This is a genomic window from Imperialibacter sp. EC-SDR9 (assembly GCF_902498805.1).
GTDB lineage: Bacteria > Bacteroidota > Bacteroidia > Cytophagales > Cyclobacteriaceae > Imperialibacter.
Genome location: NZ_LR701583.1, coordinates 52,374 through 71,590, shown reverse-complemented (window position 1 = coordinate 71,590; position 19,217 = coordinate 52,374). Strand labels below are relative to the sequence as shown.

Here is a 19,217-nt window from a genome sequence, read left to right as displayed (position 1 = left end):
TACATGGAAGCCCTCTGCTCACACCTCCAAAACTTTCTGCCCAAACCTTCAGATGTTCACGTCTGCGAAGAATGTGTTAAAATGGGCGGGAGCTGGGTGCACCTTCGTACATGCCAAACCTGCGGCGTTACCCTCTGCTGCAACTCTTCACCAGGCACCCACATGACGAAGCATTTTCAGGCTACCGGCCACCCTGCGGTTATTTCAGCTGAGCCTGAGGAGTATTGGGCTTACTGCTACGAGGATGACGCCTTTATGCGTTATCACTTACCAGGCTGAACGTTATTTCCCAACACTCTTCAGCACCCTCCCCACAATCCCATCCATGCTGCTGCTGTCGATCCAGCGGGCTACGATGACGAGGTCGTTTTCCTGGTCTACGTACACCATGTTGGCGCCTGCGCCCAGGTGATAAAACGCTGAGGCCGGGGCACTTGGCAAAGGTTTTTGCTCTGTATTGAGGAAGAAGTTCATGAAGCCATAAGTAGTCTGCACGGGCGTAGGCGTTCTGGCCATGCTCAGCCACTTTTCGGAGATCAGCTGCTGCCCATTCCAGTTGCCGTTGCGTAGTGTTAGATAGCCAAAGCGGGCCTGGTCATAGGCATTGATGAACATGCCACCTCCCCAGTGAGAACCACCGCTGACGGACTGCACCGGCTTGCCATCCAGCACTATCCACGAGTTTTCGTAGCCCAGCCACCGCCAGGTAGGTGAGGCCCCAATAGGATCCATGATATTTTCTTTGAGCACTTCTGGTAGCGGCTTTCTCCAAACGTTGAGAATGCACAAGGCCAGCAAGTTTACCCGGGTATCGTTGTACTTGTAGAAGCTGCCCGGCTCGTTTCTTTCTCTCCCAATCCATCCTTCAGTGTCACGGGGCGGACGGTCGGCCCAATCGGGCTTGCCCCAGAGCGTGCCTTCCCAGTCGCTGGTTTGGCGCAGCATATGGTCCCAGGTGATTTTGCGGTTGTGCTCAGAGGCAAACAGCTCCAGCACGTCAGGCTCTTCAAACGACTCTGCTTTGTTGAGCGACATCCGGGCAGGCTCATAAGGAATCACAGGCCCGATGTAGGGATAAACCTTGTCGTTCACGTCCCTGATCATGCCTTTGTCGTAAGCGAGGCCAACAGTGGTGGAAAGAAAGCTTTTTGCAACGCTAAACGTTTGGTCTACCCGGTCAGGATCACCCCATTTGGCAACGATGTAACCATTTTTGATCACCATGCCTGTGGCCGGGCCTCTTTCCTTTAGCGGACCGACGGCGTCACCAAAGGGCTCCTTCCCGAAGCTTAGGTAGTGAGCCTCCTTGAGGTTTCTTGAAGCCTTCGACTCACTGGCAATGGCAAAATCAACAGCCTCTTGGAGCAAGGCTGCATCTACACCCATGGAGGCGGGCGTGCGTTCTTCCCAGACGCCTGCCGGAGGGAAGTAAGGCTTCGGGGCTTTGCTTTTTTGACTGAATAATAGAGCAGGGGCCGTAGTGAGAATGAAAAGAAGGCAAATTTTGAACTTCATGATGCTGGATGGGCTAAAAATGAAACAGGTGGTTAGTGATTTTTCTTGCAGACCAAATTTACTATTCAGTCACAAAAAAACATTAACCACCTGTCACAGAAAGAAATGGGATTTGAGTAATTGAGCACACGCCAACTTCCGTCTCTCTTCCGACCTTTCGGGCGGCCGACGTTTCGACACTAGTCAAATATTGCCACGAAGGCACCAAGACGCTAAGTCCTCCAGCCTTCATTCTCCCAACGTTCTTCCCCAGCATCTGACGGCTCCACCGCCTGGGCCCGCTGGCCATGCCGACGCCTGCTTCGGTCTCCTGTCTTCCAACCTTTCGGACGTCTGACGATGGCTACCACCGATGCCAGCACTATCGTGCCGACTCCCGTCTTCGGTCTTCCTACTTTTCCTCAACAATCACCACCTTCTCCATCACTTCACCCTCTCTGATCGCATCAATCACGTCAAGGCCTTCGAACACTTTGCCGAAAACGGTGTGGTTTCTATCGAGGTGTGCGGTGTTTTTGCGGCTGTGGCAAATGAAGAATTGTGAACCGCCAGTGTTTCTGCCAGCGTGCGCCATGCTGAGTACGCCACGGTCGTGGTATTGGTTTTCGCCGTCAAGTTCGCAGGGGATGGTGTAGCCTGGTCCGCCGGCTCCTGTACCTTTAGGGCAGCCACCTTGAATAACAAAATCAGGAATAACCCTGTGGAAGGTAAGCCCGTCATAGAAATTGTGATTGGCCAGTTCTTTAAAGTTGGCTACTGCCTTTGGTGCGTCTTTTTCGAAGAACTTGATCTTCATAACGCCTTTCTTGGTGTGTATTTCAGCTATTTGCATGATGTTAGTTGATATTTTAGCGTAAATTAAGCGATGACACTTTGTTGGTTGTTATACTTATTTCGGCTTGCAAAACACACAAAAGTAGTATTTGTATGCAACTGATCTCTGCATTATTATCAAAACGAATTCTTTTTGTCCTGTTTTTTCTTGCGTGCTCTTTAGCTGTCCTGGGGCAAACAGGATCGTTGTCGGGTAGGGTGGTAGACGCCAGTACTGAAGAGCCGTTGCCATTTGCCAATGTTTTTATCAGTAGCACGACTTTGGGTTCTACCACAGCGCTAGATGGCTCGTTCCTGATTGAGAGAGTCCCCTTTGGGGCGGTGCGGCTTGTCGTTTCATATGTTGGCTACCAAAATCAAACATTCAACTTTGATTTTACGGAAAGCTCCAACCTAAGCGTACCGATAGCGCTTGAGCCAGCTTTGGAAGAGTTGGCTGCAGTGGAGGTGGCTTCGAAGAAGGACAAAAAGTGGGAGAGGAAGTTGTCGAAATTCACGAAAGTGTTTCTGGGAGACACGGAATTTTCAAAGCGCTGTAGGATACTGAACCCCTGGGTGCTTGAGTTTGCCGAAGACAAAGACAAGGGCCTGGTAGCAACGGCCAGCCAGCCAGTGGAAATTGAAAACCAGGCATTGGGCTACAAGGTATTTTACCATTTGCGACTTTTCAATGCCAATTCGACATATTTCTTTTTTACCGGAGAAACCAGGTTCGAAGAAATGACTCCCGCAGATGAGCAGCAAAAGAGCCAGTGGATCAAAAACAGAGTCATTGCTTTTAAAGGGTCGACGAGGCACCTCTTTCTGGCCATTCTGTATGAGTATATTCAAAAGGGACAATTGCAGCAGGAAGGCTTTGCTTTGCATCAGGAGAAGTTTCCCAGGGAAGGGCCCATTGTGCGGCACCCCGATCTTGAGAAAACAAAAAAAGAAATCCTGATAGACTACCCAATGGAAAACCTGATGGGGGCATCATATCGGACAGGGCTTTACAGAATATTGCTCAACGGCAAAGTAGAGGTGCACTACAAAAGGGAGCTGGGTGTGCCAAAAAACACGATTTACAACGACACACTGGCGGAGGTGTCGTGGCTGGAGGTGAAGGAAGGCTACATAGATGTGACTAAGACCGGGCTTAACCAAAAACCCGACCAGCTGCTGGTTTCAGGTGCTATGAGCCAGGGCTGGGTGGCCATGATGCTGCCCAACGATTATGACCCCGCCAGCAACAACCCTTAGGAAATGGCTTCTTTTACCGCCGCCACGTTCTTTGGCGAGTTCCCAATGAATATTTTTCCATCAATGACAAAGACTGGACGTTTTAGAAAGGTATACTCTTCAAGAATATAATTTCTGTAATCGTGCTCACCAAGGTTTTTATCCTTTAAGCCAAGGGCTTTGTATTTCATGGCCACTCTCGAAAACAAGGCCTCATAAGACCCCGCCATCGCTTTCATTTCGTCGATTTGTTCGGGGGTAATAGCCTCCTTTTTGATGTCCTGATAAATAAACTCTTTGCCAATGCCGAGCTCTTTGATTATTCGCTGGCAGGTGGAACAGGTAGAGAGGTGATAGACTTTCTTCATATGGCAAAGAAAGGAAAATTTGTTTAATTGGGCCTTGATCCGCCGATATAAGCCCCCGGTTTCCAATTCAAAGGCAGGGATGCAAAATAAATTTCAGCTCCAGACTTTTCAAGACCATAGCGTTCCAGGCTAACAGATATTGGGCCGGAAATTTGACGAATTAATAGTCGGACTTCTCAATTCGCAAATTGGAGTCCCTTGAGTTGCTTTGTGACCACAGGAATGATCGAAAAGTAAGCGCACTGTCACTATAGTCTCAATAGATTTTGATAAAGTATTTAGTCTTTTCGAGAACTGCTCAATAGCCAGATGCTAATGCCAGCCACAGTGATCAGTGTACCCACTGCAATGGCGAGATTTACGTTGCGCTGAGTGCGTCTTGCTTTTGTTAGGTAGGAAGAGCCAAGCCCTTTTTCTTCTATGAAGCTTTCAATTTTCTTGAGCCTGCTTTCAATTTCTTCCTTTGCTTTCGCTGCTATGTCCATGATTTTATGGTTTAGATTATATTATTACAACAGCTAGCGGTAGGGAATAGTTTAGATTCAGATGATTCCCGTATTTATTAACTCAGTTTGTGTTACCACGAATTAACGCCCAAATCTGGTTGTAGGGTTATCATTCCGGAAATGCAAAGATTCCTGCTTTGTTCTGTTACAACGCCGCTTGCCGAGCTTTCCGGGGGTAGTATGTGACGACATAAATCAGTGAAAAGGGTGTCCGCTTAAACAAGAAATACGTTCAGCTACTCTCTCCTCAGGCCGTCAACAGGGTTCGCTCTGGCGGACCGCAGCGATTGTGCTCCCACAGTTAGAAGACCGAGCGCAAGCACCAACACTCCGGGTAGCACAAAATAGAACCAATGGATGGACATCTGGTAGGCAAACTTGGAGGTCCATTCTACGATGATGTAGTTCGCCAGCGGCACTGAGATTACAAAAGCGATGAGGATCAGCTTAACGTAGTCTTTTGAAAACAGCAACACTATGGTAGCGGAGCTGGCCCCCAGCACTTTTCTTATGCTGATTTCTTTGGCTTTGCGGCTGGCAGTGAAAGCCGACAAACCGATAAGGCCCAGAATTGATACAATAATGCAGATGTAGGACAACGTTGAAATGAGTTTTAGTTGAATTTGGTCGGCCCGGTATTGTTTTGCAAACTCCTGATCCAGAAAAGTGTATTCAAAAGGATGATTGGGGTCAAAACCGGTCCAAATCTCTTCAATATCGGCAATTGTTGCCTTCATGTCTTCTCCTTTGATGCGTATGTGAATGCGCCCACCGTTGCTCTCGTCCAGCACAATGAATAGTGGCTCAATTTGGTTATGCAGAGACTCGAAATTAAAATCCTTGACCACGCCTATCACCTGACCCAACTCCTCGCCGTGAAAATACTTCACCTTCTTGCCCACAGCATTGTCTCCCCAGCCTAACTCTCTGGCGCCGGTTTCGTTGACGATAAACTTCATAACGTACTCTGCCTCAGAATCTGGATTAAAATCACGCCCGTCAACTAGTTCTATACCCATGGTTTCAAGGTAATCGGGCCCCGACCATATCATGGTCATGCTTTGCTGTGCCATGGCTGTGTCCCGTTCTACCCACACCACCTGACCGCCAAAACCCATTCCAGGCGTGCCATAGGAGGTCGCAGCACTAATGATATTGGGGTTTTTTCTAAGCTCAGTTCTAATGGCATCCATGTGGTTGGCCGTAACAGTGTCTTTGACCTCTATCACTACCACGTTTTCTTTCTTGAACCCCAGCTCCTTGTTTTGCATAAATTCGATTTGCTTGTCCATGAGCACTGTGCAAATGATAACAAACAATGACACCACAAATTGAAATATGATGAGTCCTTTTCTCAATAGGGTGCCTGATTTGTCGCCAGTGAAGGTGCCTTTGAGGGCCTGCACCACCGGCACAGAGGGGATGTAGAGAGCGGGGTATACTCCCGAAATCAGACCTACTAGCAGCGTGATGCTAATCATTCCGAAGGTGAGGAATGGGTTGGTGAAGAAGTTGAGAGAGAGGTTTTTGTCAATCCAGGAGTTGAAAGGTGTGAGTTCCAACACCACATATGATATCACAATCGCAATTAGCATGGCAATGAAGGCAATCAGGATGGCCTCCAGCATCACATTGCGGAAAAGCTCCGCCTTTGAAAACCCCAGCACTTTACGAATACCCATTTCACCTGTCCTCACCACGGAACGAGCGGTGGCCATGTTCATGTAGTTAATACAGGCCAAAATGATGATGAAAATGCCTACTATGGCGAAGGTATAAACATAGTTGATGTTGCCTACCGGCTCATCGCCAGCAAAGTCGGAATTGAAATGGATGTCGGCAAGGGGTTGTAATTTTGGTGTAACAGTTCCATTGATGCGTTTGGCAAAAAGGCCAAAAGTCTTGTCAAATATAGCCGGGAATTTGTCGTAGAAAGTGTTGGGATCATAGTCGAGGGGCATGAGGAGGTAGGTGTACCCGTTAGGATTCCAGAACCCTTCCGATTTTCGGGTAGCATCGCCTTCTTCAATCCAATTTCGTGGAGCAATATGAGATAAGAGGATCTCGTACTTCAGGTGGGAGTTGTCAGGAAGGTCAGAAATAACAGCTGTAACTTTGCGTGTGTCGCCTTCCGGGAAAATCAGCAGCTTGCCAACCGCCTCTTCCTCTCCAAAATACTTTTGAGCAATGCTCTTTGTGATGACGACCTTGCCAGGGCCTTCCAGACACGATTTTGGGTCACCTTCAAAAAAAGTGTGATCAAACAAGGAGAACATATTGCTGTCGGCCCTCCAAATCTTATCCTCGTAGAATTGCTTATGCACCCCATCTTGCTCCTTGTACTCTACCATCGACTCGCTGTATCCCAGAAACCGCACATATTCCAGCACTTCGGGGAGATCGGCTTTGAGAATAGGTGCCAGCTCCCTGGCTGTATTGGCTGTGTTGAAATCGGCACCATCAGCCTTCAGGTGGTTCGTGAAGCGATAGATTTGCTTGTGTTTGGCAAAGTGCTGGTCGTAAGTGAGCTCTCCCTGGAGGAAGATCAGGAGAATGATGCCCACAGTGATACCCAGTGCCAGGCCCATAATGTTGAGCACGGAGTAAACGCTGTCTTTTAGAAATAACCTGAGGGCAAAGATGAGGTGGTTGCGAAGCATGAGCTAGTATTTTGAGTTGTTACACCAAAAATAACGAATGCTGGCATTCCACGACTGAAGCTTGCAGCAAGAGGTAGGCGGGGTGCAGGAACAGGTCATATACCCAACCTTTCCAGCAACTGAGCACGGAAGTTTCGGCTCACCTTTAGCTGGGAGCTATCGGCTAATTCGATTTCGTATTCATTGTTTTCCTGTTTGTGGAGGGCCTTGACAAACGCATGGTTAACAATGTATGACTTGTGTATTCTTGTAAAACTACTGTCAGGCAGGCGCTCCTCCATCTTTTTCATGGTTTCCCTTAGCAGGAAGAAGCGATCTGCCACATGGATTTTTACATAGTAGTCAAATGCCTCCACATACCGGATGTCGGGAAGTTCCAGCAAATGAATGCTGCCGTCTACCTTGATCACCAGCCGTTCCTGCTCGCCATCATTTTGAACAAGTGACGACGTGCCTTTCAGGCTGGCTTTCGTTTGATCGATCAGGTTTTTAACTGCTACGTTTTCTAATCCCTGGGCCTTTATTTTCGCCTTCGCCCTGTGTAGCGCTTGTTCGAATCGTTCGTCGCTGAAGGGTTTAAGCAGGTAATCCACTGCATTGACCTCAAATGCTTTCAGCGCAAATTGATCGTGGGCCGTGATGAAAATGACTTGAGGCCAGGGCTTTGGAAGGCTAGCCAGTACTTCAAACCCATTCACGCCCGGCATCTGTACATCCAGAAAGATCAGGTCGGGTTTCAGTGCCCTGATCTGGTCGATGGCTTCCACACCGTTGATGCAGAGTCCGATAAGCTCCACCTCTTCATAATCTTCCAGCAGCACAGCCAATCCTCTGCGGGCTGTTTCCTCATCGTCTATTACCAGGCACTTCATCTTCATATCGACCGAAAAGGTAAAGTAATTCTGAAAGCAATGCCAGCACCAGTGCTCATGCTTTGGAACCGAAAGTCAGTGCCATAGTGCCTGCGAAGCCGGTGGATGACATTGGGCAAACCCACGCCTTCCGACCCGTTGGCTGTATCGAACCGTCGCATGTGTTCGGTTGTGTTGAAGACGGTGAGGATCAGAGCGCCGTTCTCCTTTGCTCCGGTAATGCTGATTTTTTGCTGTTGCAGGCTGTCTTTCACTCCATGTTTGAAGGCGTTTTCAACCAGCGGTTGTAATATCATTTGTGGCACACTTGCCGGGAGCAAATCTTCCTTGAAATCTTGTGTTACTTCTACCTGGTCACCGAACCTCACCCTTTCAATCATCAGGTACTTGTTCAGTAGCTCAATTTCCTCAGAAAGAGGCACCGTTTTTTCTCGTTTCCTTGACAGCACCGACCTCAGAAGATCATTGAGGGAGGCTATCATGGCCACAGCCAGTTTGTTCTCTTTGAGCCTCACCTTCATGGCAATGCTGTTCATAGCATTGAAAAGAAAGTGTGGGTTGAGCTCTGTTCGCAACACGCTAAGGTCGGACGCTGCCAGCTCTTTTTGAATAGCTTCCGATTTTTGCTTTTCAACGGCTAGCCGCTCTCTGGTTTGTAGGTACAAAAAAATGAAAATATAGCTCCAATACCAGAGCATGCCGTCAACCGCATAGGGCCAGGACTGCCTGAAGTAGCTGCCAGATTGATAGAAATTGTAATGTTCGGGGAGACGGAAAAACCGTTCTAATAAGATAATTAATAGACCGGTTAAGATAAAATGAAGTATGCCAAAGCCAGCGCTTATTGCCAAATGTCGTTTGATGAAAGCCCGCCGCCCAGTTGTTTCCAGCGATTTGAAGAAATACAGTGCTAAGGGGCTTAGTATCCAAAGGGAAAGGAAGTAGCCGCCAGGCCAAAAAAGGATATTGTCGACGATTAACCCATCAGTCCATGCCTCTCTGGCCCATACAAAGCCAAAAAGCCCGGCCAGCACCAGGGTGTTGTAGGGAGCGAATTGCTTGCTGGAAAATGAATCGTTTGGTGCCATTGGTTGGGTGCGAGGAATACCAAGCCTCCAAATTAGTCAATTGTTGGGTTTCGGAACTAACTAGTCTTGAAAGCTCCGGTAATCGCTTTCACTTACAACCCTCCAAGAGTTTGTTGTAGTGAGCGCAATAGAAGGTCATAGTGCGACTATATGATTGTGAACCCCTGGAGGAGTTCTTACAAAATGTCCTTAAAATAGCCTTGCTCTGAGCAACGCACAGGCCTCTCAATTCCTCGGCCCATAAACCGGCAACGCCGCTCCAGCCTCCAATGCTCCCAAATCAGGTGCTTTCCCCGTGAATCCATCGGTGATGTTTGGAATTGATACCCCGGCGTCGATTGCTTTGCTGCCTTTCTTTAGGCTAAAATTGACACCCTCAACTGGGTAAACGTGCCCCCTTTTGTCGGGAATGGGCACGTTTTCGAAAACGTCGAAATCAACTTCAATGCTGTGTGTTTCAAAACTAGTCAGCTTGCTTAGCTCTTTGATTGACGATGCTTCCACCCATGTTAGTTCTTTTTCATCGGCATGATTTTGAGCGTCAGTCGTTGGGTAGCGTAGCCGGTAGCTTTTCTCAGCTCCTGACTTTTTCCGGTACCCATTGTAGTCCATGGTCGAATAAGTTGTAAGGGTGGTTGCACTCAATGCCGGCCGACTGTCGGAAGGCCCCATGAAGAGGTTGTTACGAAAGTGGCCATTCGAAAACACACTGATGGCAGCCTCGGTAATGAACGTGTTGTTGTAAGTGTAAATGCCTGCTGGCCTGATCATGTACTTTAATGCAGTGCCGGGGGTGTTGTAGCAAATATTCCGAATAAAGTAGACAGGTCCACCAAACATGGGCTGAGCACTCAGAGAGGCGTGGTAGGAATTAAAGCCCCGGTTTTCAAACACCCGGATATTGTGCACACCACCATCGGCTTCAATAAAGTCGTCGGCCATGTTGAAGATATCGTTTCTATAAAAGTCGATTGACGCACACTTGGGCTTGCCTTCTTCAGGTAGCCCATGCGTATCAACACTGATGCCATCGTGGAAAAACGAAATGCTGTTGTGGCACACTACATGCCCCTGACCATATACTTTGATGGCCACGTAGGACGTGAGAGGAGCTGGCTCTTCGAAGCCGTACCAGCCGATAAGTGTGTCGGGCTCATGGCGGCCAATAAGTGTATTATCTGCGATATAAAAGTCTTTAGAATCAGCGCTGTGTGTCATTACGGCCATGCCTATGTCTTCCATTTTGCAGCGCTTCACGGTCAGTCCGCTGGCACCCATGACCCGTTTTAGTCCGGCATAAAAGGCCACCTCGGTATTCCTGATGGTCAGTCCTTCGAAGTAATGGTAGTCGGCGGCCATCACATCGAACAGGCGGTAGGCACCATCGCCATCGAATATCACCTCTCCATCGCCAGCAGCTTTGATTGTGATGGGCTTTTCAGCAGTGCCTTTTTGAGTGAGCACGTAGGCACCATGAAAATCAAGCGCCAGCTCATGGGCATACTTTCTTCTGTCTCCTTTGTAAAGACCGGCGTGTATGAGAATAACGTCTCCCGGCTGCACACGGGGCTCTGGCACCATCCACCAGTCGCCCTGGTTGCCTTCGCCATAATATGCAGCATTCAAGCCGGTAAAAGCCGGACTTTCCTTTGGCCCGTCGTAGCCCATGGGATACACATGGTAGGTTTGCCCGCCGACATATGGCTGGGGTTCGGCTCTTGTTTTGAAGGTGACTACTTTCTCGGCTATTCCTGATACGCCATCAGGATCAGTTAGGATGAACCGACCTTCGTACCAGGTGTCCGGTTCGAGGTTGAAAATGCTGCCAGCAAACATGTCGGACACGGTGTAAACCCATCGTTGATCGTGACCATACACCTTTTCATCGCCAATTCTCAGTAGTGGATGGCCTTGTTTCCATTGCGTGTCTCCTTTTTTTCGGTAGTCGACCGAAACAGTGGCGTTCCTGTTTTCGTCGCCAAATATTTTCCATTCGAAGCCAGCGCACAACAGGGTAGAGGGTTCAACGATAAACTCGTCTGCCATGGTTTTGTCAGCTACCGAGGCAGGTTGCCAATTAATAAAAAGGAAAGAGGTGAGGAGTGTAATCAGGACGATGGTTTTCATGGCAAAGAAGTTACAACGATAAAGGGTGAATAGAAAACCAAATAGTAGGAACAGCGTCTTACCGGTGTTTGTCGGTGGTGTTTCAAAAATATTGACGGCTTTGGCTTCGATCAGGGCAGGGAAAAGACCACCATCCAACCGCCCGGCTTCTCTCTGTTACCGGTGACGGCAATTGCTAGATGCTGCTTGCCATTTGCTTCGTATACCGCCGGACTGGCGTACCCGTTGCCGGGCAAGTCTGCCGTCCATACCTCATCACCTGTCTCTTTGTCAAATGCCCTGATCTTCTGATCGCCCGTAGCGGCGATAAACACCAGTCCTCCGGCCGTTACCACCGGGCCACCGTAATTTTCAATACCTGTGGGAGGATCGCCAGGCTGCTGAAGTTCGGGAATATTGCCCAGCGGCACCCGCCAGGAATACTCTCCTGTATTCAGGTTGATGGCGTTCAATGTGCCCCAGGGTGGCTTGATGGCTGGTCGTCCTTTATTGTCTCTGAAATAACCATAGGCTGTGAGATTAAGATACACCATGCCCGTATCCGATTCTTCCGTTGGCTTTTCGGCAATCTTGTCTTTATTAATTTCTAGTAAATAGGAGATGATCTCGTCTTCATTTCCAGCCGCCACCTGACCAAAGGCAGGCATTTTCCCTTTGCCATTTTTTACTCTGTTAAGTATCTCCTCTTTGCTTAGCCGCTTCCCCACGTCTACAAGGGATGGAATAGAGGGATCGGTTGCCTGTTTGTTAGTACCGTGACAAGAGGCGCAGTAAGTGGTATAAAACGACCGCCCCACATTGTACATACTTTGGTCTCTCGGGCTTTTCCACGCCACTCCCCGGCTTACTTTGGCAATTTCCGGTGACTCATTGGCATTGAGGTAGAGCAGGCCTGTTTCCTGGTCCCAGGCAGCACCGCCCCATTCCGAACCGCCACGACTGCCTGGCGTTAGTAGTGTGCCACTGGTATCAGGAGGCGTATAAATACCCTCATACCTGAATCGCTTGAAGGCGTCAAGCACTTCTTTTTTTGCATCAGGGGTAAAGTCCAATAAATCACTTTCGGAAATATATTGTTTTGAATAAGGCAAAGGCTTGGTAGGGAATGGCTGCGTGGGCCAGGCTTCCTCTCCGGGAATATTGCTGGCGGGCACAAGCCGTTCTTCTACAGGAAAAATAGGCTCGCCGGTTTCCCTGTCAAGAACAAATAGAAGCCCGGTTTTTGTTGTTTGAGCAACTGCGTCAATTTGCTTGCCGTTTTTTGTTACGGTGATCAGGTTAGGAGGGGCAGGTAGGTCGTAGTCCCACAGGTCGTGGTGGGTAGTTTGAAAGTACCATACGAGCTTGCCAGTCGCAGCTTCTAATGCCACCAGGCTGTTGCCAAACAAGTTCATGCCCTTCCGATCCGACCCGTAATAATCGTAAGTAGGAGAGCCTAGTGGTATATACACTATACTCCGCTTTTCATCGAGGCTCATGCCTCCCCAGTTGTTGGCACCGCCCACCTTTTTCCATGCATCCGCAGGCCAGGTATCATAGCCGACCTCTCCGGGTTGGGGAATGGTGTGGAAAGTCCACTCTAGCTTGCCTGTCAGCACATTGTAAGCCCTGATATAGCCAGGGGCTGCTCCGTACGACTCTGAAACCTCCGAGCCAAGGATAATCAGATCGTTGTAAATGATGCCGGGTGAAGTGGGCACCACCCAGGCTTCTTCGCCCGAGAAGTTTTCGATATTCAGGTTGACTTTTCCTTGCTCACCAAATCCCAGTATCTGTTCTCCATTAGTGGCGTTCAAAGCAAAGAGATGATTCCTGGCGGTGAACAGAATTCGCTTTTCACCATTACCTTCCCAGTAGGACACCCCTCTTTTAATAGCGCCCCCTTTTCCATCAAATGGATCGAATGACCAGATGACTTTGCCCGAAGCCGCTTCAAGCGCATACACCACATGTCTGGCAGACGTGAGGTACATCACAGGGCCGACAACGATTGGATTACACTCGTATTTGACCGCTCTGGCACCTTCGGGAGCGTCGGTGGGTTCAAAAATCCAACTTACTTCCAGCCGACTTACGTTGTCTTTGGTGATTTGAGTGAGACTGGAATAGCTGCTGCTGGCGGCATCTCCCTTGTACACCTGCCAGGTCTCTCTTTTCAGATCCGCACTGCTACAGGAGCACATTACCCAGGCCAATAGCAAGAGGCTGACGAAAATCAGACGGGGCTCACCAAATATGTAGTTGCCGATAAAGCAATGGGTGTTAGTCATGGGCTAGGTACAAAATGGAAGATAAATAGAAATCTGAAATAACAGAACCGACTTTTGATAAACAGCTATTCCCGTTCCTCCATATTTCGGCGCTTATTTCAATTGATATGATTATTTTGGTCAAACACCACCACCAGCCTATGAAAAAACGCATCTTATTATTCTTGGCATGCCTCTTACCTGCGTCATTTGGATTTGCTCAAAATAGCAGAATGATTGATGAGATTCGTTCTCATAGCGATGGGACGGCCGTTTGGTGGGCGGGGCACAATAGCTGGATCATTAAATCGGGGAACCTCGTCGTGACTACCGATCTTTGGTTGGAAAATGGAAGCCGCATGACTCCTGCACCTATTACACCGGAGGAGATCGCATCGGTAATTGATATCTCTTTCGTCTCCCATGCCCATGGGGATCATTTTAACGAGTATACGTCAAAGATACTCCTGGAGAAATCGACTTGTATTTTTGTGATGCCTGAAAGCTGTCTGGCCGTCGCCAAAAAACTGGGTATTCCTGACCAGCGGATAGTTATAGCCAAGCCGAGGGAACCTTTTGAAGTAAAAGGAATAAAGGTTGAACCTATCCGGGCTCTTCATGGCAATGCAAATTTTGCCATCTATTATGAAGCCAACCTGCAGGACTGTGGGTATGTACTCAATATCAATGGGAAAAGGTTTTTGCAGCCTGGCGATAGCTACCTCCTGGAAGACCATTTGTTTGCCAATGACATTGACGTCCTTTTCTTTTCGCCAACAGAGCACAATATGTATATTGATCGCTCCACCATTCTCATCAATACGCTGCAGCCCGATTATATCTTTCCCCAGCACCATAGCACAGTAAAAGTGAATGAGAGCAATCGTTTCTGGGCGAAGGGCTATCCCGAGGAAGTAAAAATATGGATCGATGATGAGCTGAAGAACCGGTATCATGTTTTTGAGATTGGCGAAAAAAAGCTGATCAGATAGGAATTAGCGGCAGTGTTTGCCGTTGCCGAAATGGCCCATCTGGTCTCTGAATATTTAATAAATTGTTACCATGAGCAGGAAACAAAATGTATTTGATGCTATTGTGATCGGTTCGGGCATCAGCGGAGGATGGGCCGCCAAAGAACTATGCGAGAAAGGAGCCAAGACCCTGGTGCTGGAAAGAGGCCGACCAGTCAAGCACATTGAAGACTATCCGACGGCGATGAAAGACCCATGGGACTTCGATTACCGGGGTAGACTCCCGGTGGAAGACGAGGAGAAAAATCCTGTGGTTAATAGGTGCTATGCCTATGAAGATGCCACAAAGCAATTTTTTGTCAAGGATGAAGAACACCCCTATGTGCAGGAAAAACCGTTCGATTGGATTCGGGGCTATCAGGAGGGCGGTAAATCTTTAATATGGGCCAGGCAAGTGCAGCGATGGAGTGATTTCGAATTTGAGGGGCCAGTAAAAGAAGGTTTTGCAGTTGATTGGCCTATTCGATACAATGACCTGGCTCCATGGTATTCTCACGTCGAGAAGTTTACGGGCATTAGCGGCAACAGGGATGGGATTCCTCATTTTCCCGACAGTGAAGTGCAGCCTGCTTTTGAATTTAACTGTGTAGAAGAGGAGATAAAGAAGAAGGTCACGGAAAAGTATCCCGACAGACCGGTAATAATGGGCAGGTGTGCACATTTGACCGATCCTCAGGAAGTACACAAGGAGCAGGGCAGAGGCCAGTGTCAGGCAAGGCACCTTTGTTACCGTGGCTGCCCGTTCGGCGGCTATTTCAGTTCCAATTCAGCCACCTTGCCTTGGGCAGCCAAAACTGGCAATCTCACCATGCGAACACACGCTGTGGTGGAGTCCATCATTTACGACGACAAACTAGGCAAGGTAACTGGCGTGAGAGTGATTGATGCCAACACCAGGGAGGTGACGGAATATTTTGCAAAAGTGATTTTTGTCAATGCGGCCTGCCTCAATTCAAACCTTATTTTGCTCAATTCGAAGTCGAACCGCTTTCCCAACGGCCTTGGCAATGACAATGGACTATTGGGAAGGTATGTCGCTTTTCACAACTACAGGGGCAATATTTCAGCGCAATACGACGGCTTTGAAGATGGTTACTATTATGGCCGCCGACCAACCAGCATTTTCATGCCGTCGTTCCGAAACACGCTCGAAAGGTTTCCGGCCTTCAAAGGACGCTATGTCACCGCCTTCAGCGCCGGGCGATTGGGTTGGAACAGAGGAGAAGCGACTGTCGGGGCTGAGCTGAAGGAAAAGCTACAAAAGCCCGGTCTATGGAATGTTTTTATGATGCTGCAGGGCGAGACGATTCCCAAGTACGACAATCATGTAAGGCTGAGCGACACTGATAAGGATGCCTGGGGCATACCTCAGCTGGTCACTTCGATCGATTACGATGAGAACGACGAAAAAATGCTGCAGGACTTTCTTGAGCAAGGCAAAAAAATGCTCGAAGCAGCAGGATGCGTCAACATCAATGCCTACGATACCAAACAAGCCCCCGGATTAGATATTCATGAGATGGGTGGTGTGCGTATGGGTTATGACCCTAAGACTTCTTTGTTGAACAAGCATAATCAGCTACACTTAGCCAGAAATGTGTACGTAACAGATGGGGCGGCCATGACATCCACAGGTTCTCAAAATCCATCGCTCACTTTCATGGCGCTGGCGGCAAGGGCAGCTAACCATGCTATTGAAGAAATGAAAGCAGGTAAGCTGAAATAGTGAGCCGTCATTGTCATTGTGTTAAAAAGACACGCAAACGTTTTGACATCCGTAGCTCATTGTCTAGCTTAGATTGACTCCGACTGGAGGCCCGTTATGATCGGTGTTCCCGGAAAAGGAACGCTGATTAATTAAACGCTATTAATTCCTCTTATATACTATGAACACCCGAAGAGATTTTCTTAAAAAGACCGGAGCAGGGGCTGCCGGTTTGGGCCTCGCTGCCACCTTGCCATTCGACCTTTTCGCAGAGGCACCAGCTAAAAAGCTGTTCTTCGATATCTCCCTGGCGCAGTTCTCCCTGGCGGGCTCTTTCTTTAGCCAGAAGCTGACCAATATCGAGTTTCCGGCGCTGGCTAAAAACACCTACGGCATCTCCAATATCGAATATGTGTCTACTTTTTGGAACGGGAAGGGTGGAGACAAGGAGTATGTGAAAGAATTAAAAGCCCGCACCGACGACCTTGGCGTGCGCAATGTGCTCATCATGGTAGATTCGGAAGGTGAACTAGGCCATCCTGATGCCGCTACCCGGAAGCAGGCCGTTGAAAATCATTACAAATGGGTGGAAGCTGCCAAAGAGCTTGGCTGCCATGCGATCAGGGTCAACCTGGACGGGCCAGGCACCGATGAGGAAATTGCCAAAGCGGGTGTGGATGGCTACGGCAGTTTGGTCGAATTCGGCCAGCAGGCGGGCATCAATGTCATCATCGAAAACCATTTTGGTCCCTCGACCGATGCCAAATGGCTGGTGGAGGTAATGAAGCAGGTAAACAACCCTTATGCAGGGCTACTGCCTGACTTCGGTAACTTCGTTCGCAGGGAGCGCATGGAAGAGATGACTATAGAGGCGTTCAAAAGCGCCAAAGTCATTGCCACTTACGACAAATACGAAAGTGTGAAAGCGATGATGCCCTATGCCAAAGGGGTAAGCGCCAAAACCCATGGATTTGATGCAAAGGGCAACGATACAGAAACAGACTTCGTTAAAATGCTCACCATCATCAAAGACTCCGGTTTCAAAGGGTTTATGGGCATAGAAGCCGAGGGCGCCGCCATGAAGATGTTTGGCGTAGAAGGCAACTACCCGACGGAAGAGGAGGGCATTAAGCTAACCAGGGCATTGTTGGAAAAGGTGGGAGGGAAAGTGTCGTGATGTCGCTGCTAATTCAAGCGTCTGCTGCCATGGGTCGTGTTTCACGACGTAACAGTAGTCTGGTTTGGAAGTCAATGTGCGGTCAAAGAGAGATCCAAAGAAAATTGTATTGTTAGCCCACTTGTGATAGCATTAGGGAGCATTTTCCTCAATAATCACTCACCCTCGCTTTCCTGAAATCAAACACAAAATTATACCCCTCCACTGGCACCACCACACGGTAATACCTGTAATAACCATTTTTCGGGAAGTAGACCTTCCCTCTAAGGGCTGAAGTGTCGGGTAAGTCCATCGGCTGCATGATTTCCTGATCGAGGTAATGGAGGTCTTCTCTTGTATAGTAGTTTCTTTCTTGCGAGGAGCGGATGACCGCATCTGTTGTCATCAGGGTGGTGGCTGTTAGCACGTCCCTGGTTTGAGACTTGTTCCAGTCTTTTTGGGTATAAAACTCTTTCTTTGAATCTCGTACGTCGCTGGCAACATCAGCCACCATCATGCCTACCGAGAGTACACCGAAAATAATGGCCAATGTTTGCTGCTGCTTGATTTGTGTTTCATAATGGTCTTCCACCACGTTCTTGGTCAGCGATTTTCTCAGATAGCCAGGCACCTGGCTGTAGGGGAATGATACCTGATGGACATTGTCGGCCTCACCGGTAAGCTCAGGAAAAGGGCTGCTCCCAGCGTAATAATGAAACAGCTTAGGATCAACTTTGAGCGGCAGGCCACTCTTGTTGACTATTTCCAGATCAAAGATGACCAACCTATTTTCGGTTTCCACATGCTCAAGCACCGCTGTGATGCTGTCGGCTTCCAGCACCATATAGTATGGATCCTGGTAAGCTTTGGAAAAATTGATGGGTACAAGGCGCTGACCAAAGGCAGTTGAGCCAACCAGCAGCAATAGGAGGGTAGTATAAGTCTTCATGGCGCAGGGTTTTGAAATAATGAAGCAAGTATTGTGCCTTTTTTGCTCCCAGTACTTTCTGACTAAGGTAGTCAATGTTATGTCTTGCTACCAGCTAAGGTTTTCCGTCGTGCCCACAGCCCTGGCTGGTGGCACGACAGGTTACCCTTTACTTTTGAAGTCGTGCTAGTTACTTTTAGCTTCAACTTTTGCGAATACTCTTCTAAAACAACTCAATGAAAAAATACCTGCTCCAGTCTATCCTACTTTTTTCTCTATTTGCCTACTACTTGCCTGCCAAAGCCCAACAAAATGTCACCCACCAGAATGTGTTTGACACCATTCCATTCATCATGGAGCATCACAAGCGGAGGCTGGAGAAGTTTGCAAAAGAACCCATGAGCACAGGCAAAATACTCTTTCTGGGCAACAGCATCACAGAGGGCGGGCCCTGGGCCGAACTGCTTGGTGATCCAACGGTCGTTAACCGGGGTATCGGCGGCGACTTCAGCTATGGCATCCTCAACAGGCTTGACGAGATCATTCAGCGCAAGCCGTCGAAGCTGTTTCTGCTGATTGGCGTCAATGATATCGGCAACGACATCCCAGATGCAGTGATCGCCAACAATGTCAGGAAGATAGTTACGAGGCTAAAAGCTGAAACCCCTGCCACAGAGATTTATATTCAAAGCATTTTACCAGTCAATCCTGAGTACCCAAGGTTTCCTCAGCACTACGACAAGCAGTACCATGTGTTGATGACCAATCAGTTATTGTATAGAGTGGCGCTCGACACCAAAGTGACCTTCGTGAACCTGTTTCCGCTGTTCCTTGACGACCGCCAGCGGCTGGATGCCAATCTCACAAAAGACGGGCTGCACCTCAACCGCCAGGGCTATGAAATTTGGGTGAAGCATTTGAGGGAGATGGGGTATTTACCTCACCCCTAGAAATCCGAAA

Annotated in this window: 16 protein-coding genes; 6 read left to right on the top strand and 10 right to left on the bottom strand. The window is 48.6% G+C overall.

Annotated elements, in window-relative coordinates:
* The first annotated feature begins 3 nt into the window (after window positions 1-3).
* The gene (locus GC130_RS12475; protein WP_151998650.1) at window positions 4-279 is read left to right on the top strand and encodes a UBP-type zinc finger domain-containing protein; all 276 of its coding nucleotides are present in this window, start codon (window positions 4-6) and stop codon (window positions 277-279) included.
* A gap of 3 nt (window positions 280-282) precedes the next feature.
* Here GC130_RS12475 and GC130_RS12470 read toward each other — a convergent pair whose 3' ends face one another.
* Together GC130_RS12470 and GC130_RS12465 are read right to left on the bottom strand one after the other, a co-directional pair.
* Complete coding sequence (locus GC130_RS12470; RefSeq protein ID WP_151998649.1) at window positions 283-1,515, bottom strand: serine hydrolase; 1,233 nt, start codon at window positions 1,513-1,515, stop codon at window positions 283-285.
* A 391-nt stretch (window positions 1,516-1,906) separates the two neighbouring features.
* On the bottom strand, window positions 1,907-2,347 hold the full coding sequence (locus GC130_RS12465) for a peptidylprolyl isomerase (RefSeq protein ID WP_151998648.1): 441 nt from the start codon (window positions 2,345-2,347) through the stop codon (window positions 1,907-1,909).
* A 95-nt stretch (window positions 2,348-2,442) separates the two neighbouring features.
* Between GC130_RS12465 and GC130_RS12460 the strand changes: the two genes are divergently transcribed.
* Window positions 2,443-3,588: a carboxypeptidase-like regulatory domain-containing protein gene (locus GC130_RS12460; protein WP_151998647.1), complete on the top strand. Its 1,146-nt coding sequence runs from the start codon at window positions 2,443-2,445 to the stop codon at window positions 3,586-3,588.
* On the opposite strand, the gene GC130_RS12455 is transcribed toward GC130_RS12460, so the two are convergent.
* From GC130_RS12455 to GC130_RS12425, 7 genes are all read right to left on the bottom strand, one after another.
* Window positions 3,585-3,935 carry an arsenate reductase family protein gene (locus GC130_RS12455; protein ID WP_151998646.1) on the bottom strand — a complete coding sequence of 117 codons (351 nt, stop codon included), beginning with the start codon at window positions 3,933-3,935 and terminating at the stop codon, window positions 3,585-3,587. The genes GC130_RS12460 and GC130_RS12455 overlap by 4 nt on opposite strands.
* A 278-nt stretch (window positions 3,936-4,213) precedes the next feature.
* Window positions 4,214-4,420 (bottom strand): hypothetical protein, encoded by a 207-nt coding sequence (locus tag GC130_RS12450; RefSeq protein ID WP_151998645.1) that lies wholly within the window; start codon window positions 4,418-4,420, stop codon window positions 4,214-4,216.
* 257 nt (window positions 4,421-4,677) lie between these two features.
* On the bottom strand, window positions 4,678-7,101 hold the full coding sequence (locus GC130_RS12445) for an ABC transporter permease (protein ID WP_151998644.1): 2,424 nt from the start codon (window positions 7,099-7,101) through the stop codon (window positions 4,678-4,680).
* A 95-nt stretch (window positions 7,102-7,196) separates the two neighbouring features.
* On the bottom strand, window positions 7,197-7,979 hold the full coding sequence (locus GC130_RS12440; RefSeq protein WP_151998643.1) for a LytTR family DNA-binding domain-containing protein: 783 nt from the start codon (window positions 7,977-7,979) through the stop codon (window positions 7,197-7,199).
* Entirely contained in the window at window positions 7,976-9,061 is a 1,086-nt protein-coding gene (locus GC130_RS12435; protein WP_151998642.1) for a sensor histidine kinase, read from the bottom strand. Before GC130_RS12435 ends, GC130_RS12440 begins: the two co-directional genes overlap by 4 nt.
* Before the next feature lie 225 nt (window positions 9,062-9,286).
* Window positions 9,287-11,188 (bottom strand): hypothetical protein, encoded by a 1,902-nt coding sequence (locus tag GC130_RS12430; RefSeq protein WP_151998641.1) that lies wholly within the window; start codon window positions 11,186-11,188, stop codon window positions 9,287-9,289.
* 110 nt (window positions 11,189-11,298) lie between these two features.
* Window positions 11,299-13,458, bottom strand: a complete 2,160-nt coding sequence (locus GC130_RS12425) for a PQQ-binding-like beta-propeller repeat protein (protein ID WP_151998640.1) — start codon at window positions 13,456-13,458, stop codon at window positions 11,299-11,301.
* A 140-nt stretch (window positions 13,459-13,598) separates the two neighbouring features.
* On the opposite strand from GC130_RS12425, the gene GC130_RS12420 reads away from it, so the two are divergent.
* The 3 genes from GC130_RS12420 to GC130_RS12410 all read left to right on the top strand — a co-directional run bounded on the left by GC130_RS12420 (window position 13,599) and on the right by GC130_RS12410 (window position 17,350).
* Entirely contained in the window at window positions 13,599-14,429 is an 831-nt protein-coding gene (locus tag GC130_RS12420; RefSeq protein ID WP_193217844.1) for an MBL fold metallo-hydrolase, read from the top strand.
* 70 nt (window positions 14,430-14,499) lie between these two features.
* Window positions 14,500-16,194: a GMC oxidoreductase gene (locus GC130_RS12415; RefSeq protein ID WP_151998638.1), complete on the top strand. Its 1,695-nt coding sequence runs from the start codon at window positions 14,500-14,502 to the stop codon at window positions 16,192-16,194.
* 160 nt (window positions 16,195-16,354) lie between these two features.
* On the top strand, window positions 16,355-17,350 hold the full coding sequence (locus GC130_RS12410) for a sugar phosphate isomerase/epimerase (protein WP_151998637.1): 996 nt from the start codon (window positions 16,355-16,357) through the stop codon (window positions 17,348-17,350).
* 148 nt (window positions 17,351-17,498) lie between these two features.
* Here the strand turns inward: GC130_RS12410 and GC130_RS12405 are convergent, their stop codons facing one another.
* Window positions 17,499-18,278, bottom strand: a complete 780-nt coding sequence (locus GC130_RS12405; RefSeq protein ID WP_151998636.1) for a hypothetical protein — start codon at window positions 18,276-18,278, stop codon at window positions 17,499-17,501.
* Between the two features lie 215 nt (window positions 18,279-18,493).
* On the opposite strand from GC130_RS12405, the gene GC130_RS12400 reads away from it, so the two are divergent.
* Window positions 18,494-19,207: a GDSL-type esterase/lipase family protein gene (locus GC130_RS12400; RefSeq protein ID WP_151998635.1), complete on the top strand. Its 714-nt coding sequence runs from the start codon at window positions 18,494-18,496 to the stop codon at window positions 19,205-19,207.
* Window positions 19,208-19,217 lie beyond the last annotated feature (10 nt).

Bases quoted from the DNA above. Each gene is read 5' to 3' on its own strand.
- GC130_RS12475 (WP_151998650.1), top strand. From the start codon at position 4: ATGGAAGCCCTCTGCTCACACCTCCAAAACTTTCTGCCCAAACCTTCA.
- GC130_RS12470 (WP_151998649.1), bottom strand. From the start codon at position 1,515: ATGAAGTTCAAAATTTGCCTTCTTTTCATTCTCACTACGGCCCCTGCT.
- GC130_RS12465 (WP_151998648.1), bottom strand. From the start codon at position 2,347: ATGCAAATAGCTGAAATACACACCAAGAAAGGCGTTATGAAGATCAAG.
- GC130_RS12460 (WP_151998647.1), top strand. From the start codon at position 2,443: ATGCAACTGATCTCTGCATTATTATCAAAACGAATTCTTTTTGTCCTG.
- GC130_RS12455 (WP_151998646.1), bottom strand. From the start codon at position 3,935: ATGAAGAAAGTCTATCACCTCTCTACCTGTTCCACCTGCCAGCGAATA.
- GC130_RS12450 (WP_151998645.1), bottom strand. From the start codon at position 4,420: ATGGACATAGCAGCGAAAGCAAAGGAAGAAATTGAAAGCAGGCTCAAG.
- GC130_RS12445 (WP_151998644.1), bottom strand. From the start codon at position 7,101: ATGCTTCGCAACCACCTCATCTTTGCCCTCAGGTTATTTCTAAAAGAC.
- GC130_RS12440 (WP_151998643.1), bottom strand. From the start codon at position 7,979: ATGAAGATGAAGTGCCTGGTAATAGACGATGAGGAAACAGCCCGCAGA.
- GC130_RS12435 (WP_151998642.1), bottom strand. From the start codon at position 9,061: ATGGCACCAAACGATTCATTTTCCAGCAAGCAATTCGCTCCCTACAAC.
- GC130_RS12430 (WP_151998641.1), bottom strand. From the start codon at position 11,188: ATGAAAACCATCGTCCTGATTACACTCCTCACCTCTTTCCTTTTTATT.
- GC130_RS12425 (WP_151998640.1), bottom strand. From the start codon at position 13,458: ATGACTAACACCCATTGCTTTATCGGCAACTACATATTTGGTGAGCCC.
- GC130_RS12420 (WP_193217844.1), top strand. From the start codon at position 13,599: ATGAAAAAACGCATCTTATTATTCTTGGCATGCCTCTTACCTGCGTCA.
- GC130_RS12415 (WP_151998638.1), top strand. From the start codon at position 14,500: ATGAGCAGGAAACAAAATGTATTTGATGCTATTGTGATCGGTTCGGGC.
- GC130_RS12410 (WP_151998637.1), top strand. From the start codon at position 16,355: ATGAACACCCGAAGAGATTTTCTTAAAAAGACCGGAGCAGGGGCTGCC.
- GC130_RS12405 (WP_151998636.1), bottom strand. From the start codon at position 18,278: ATGAAGACTTATACTACCCTCCTATTGCTGCTGGTTGGCTCAACTGCC.
- GC130_RS12400 (WP_151998635.1), top strand. From the start codon at position 18,494: ATGAAAAAATACCTGCTCCAGTCTATCCTACTTTTTTCTCTATTTGCC.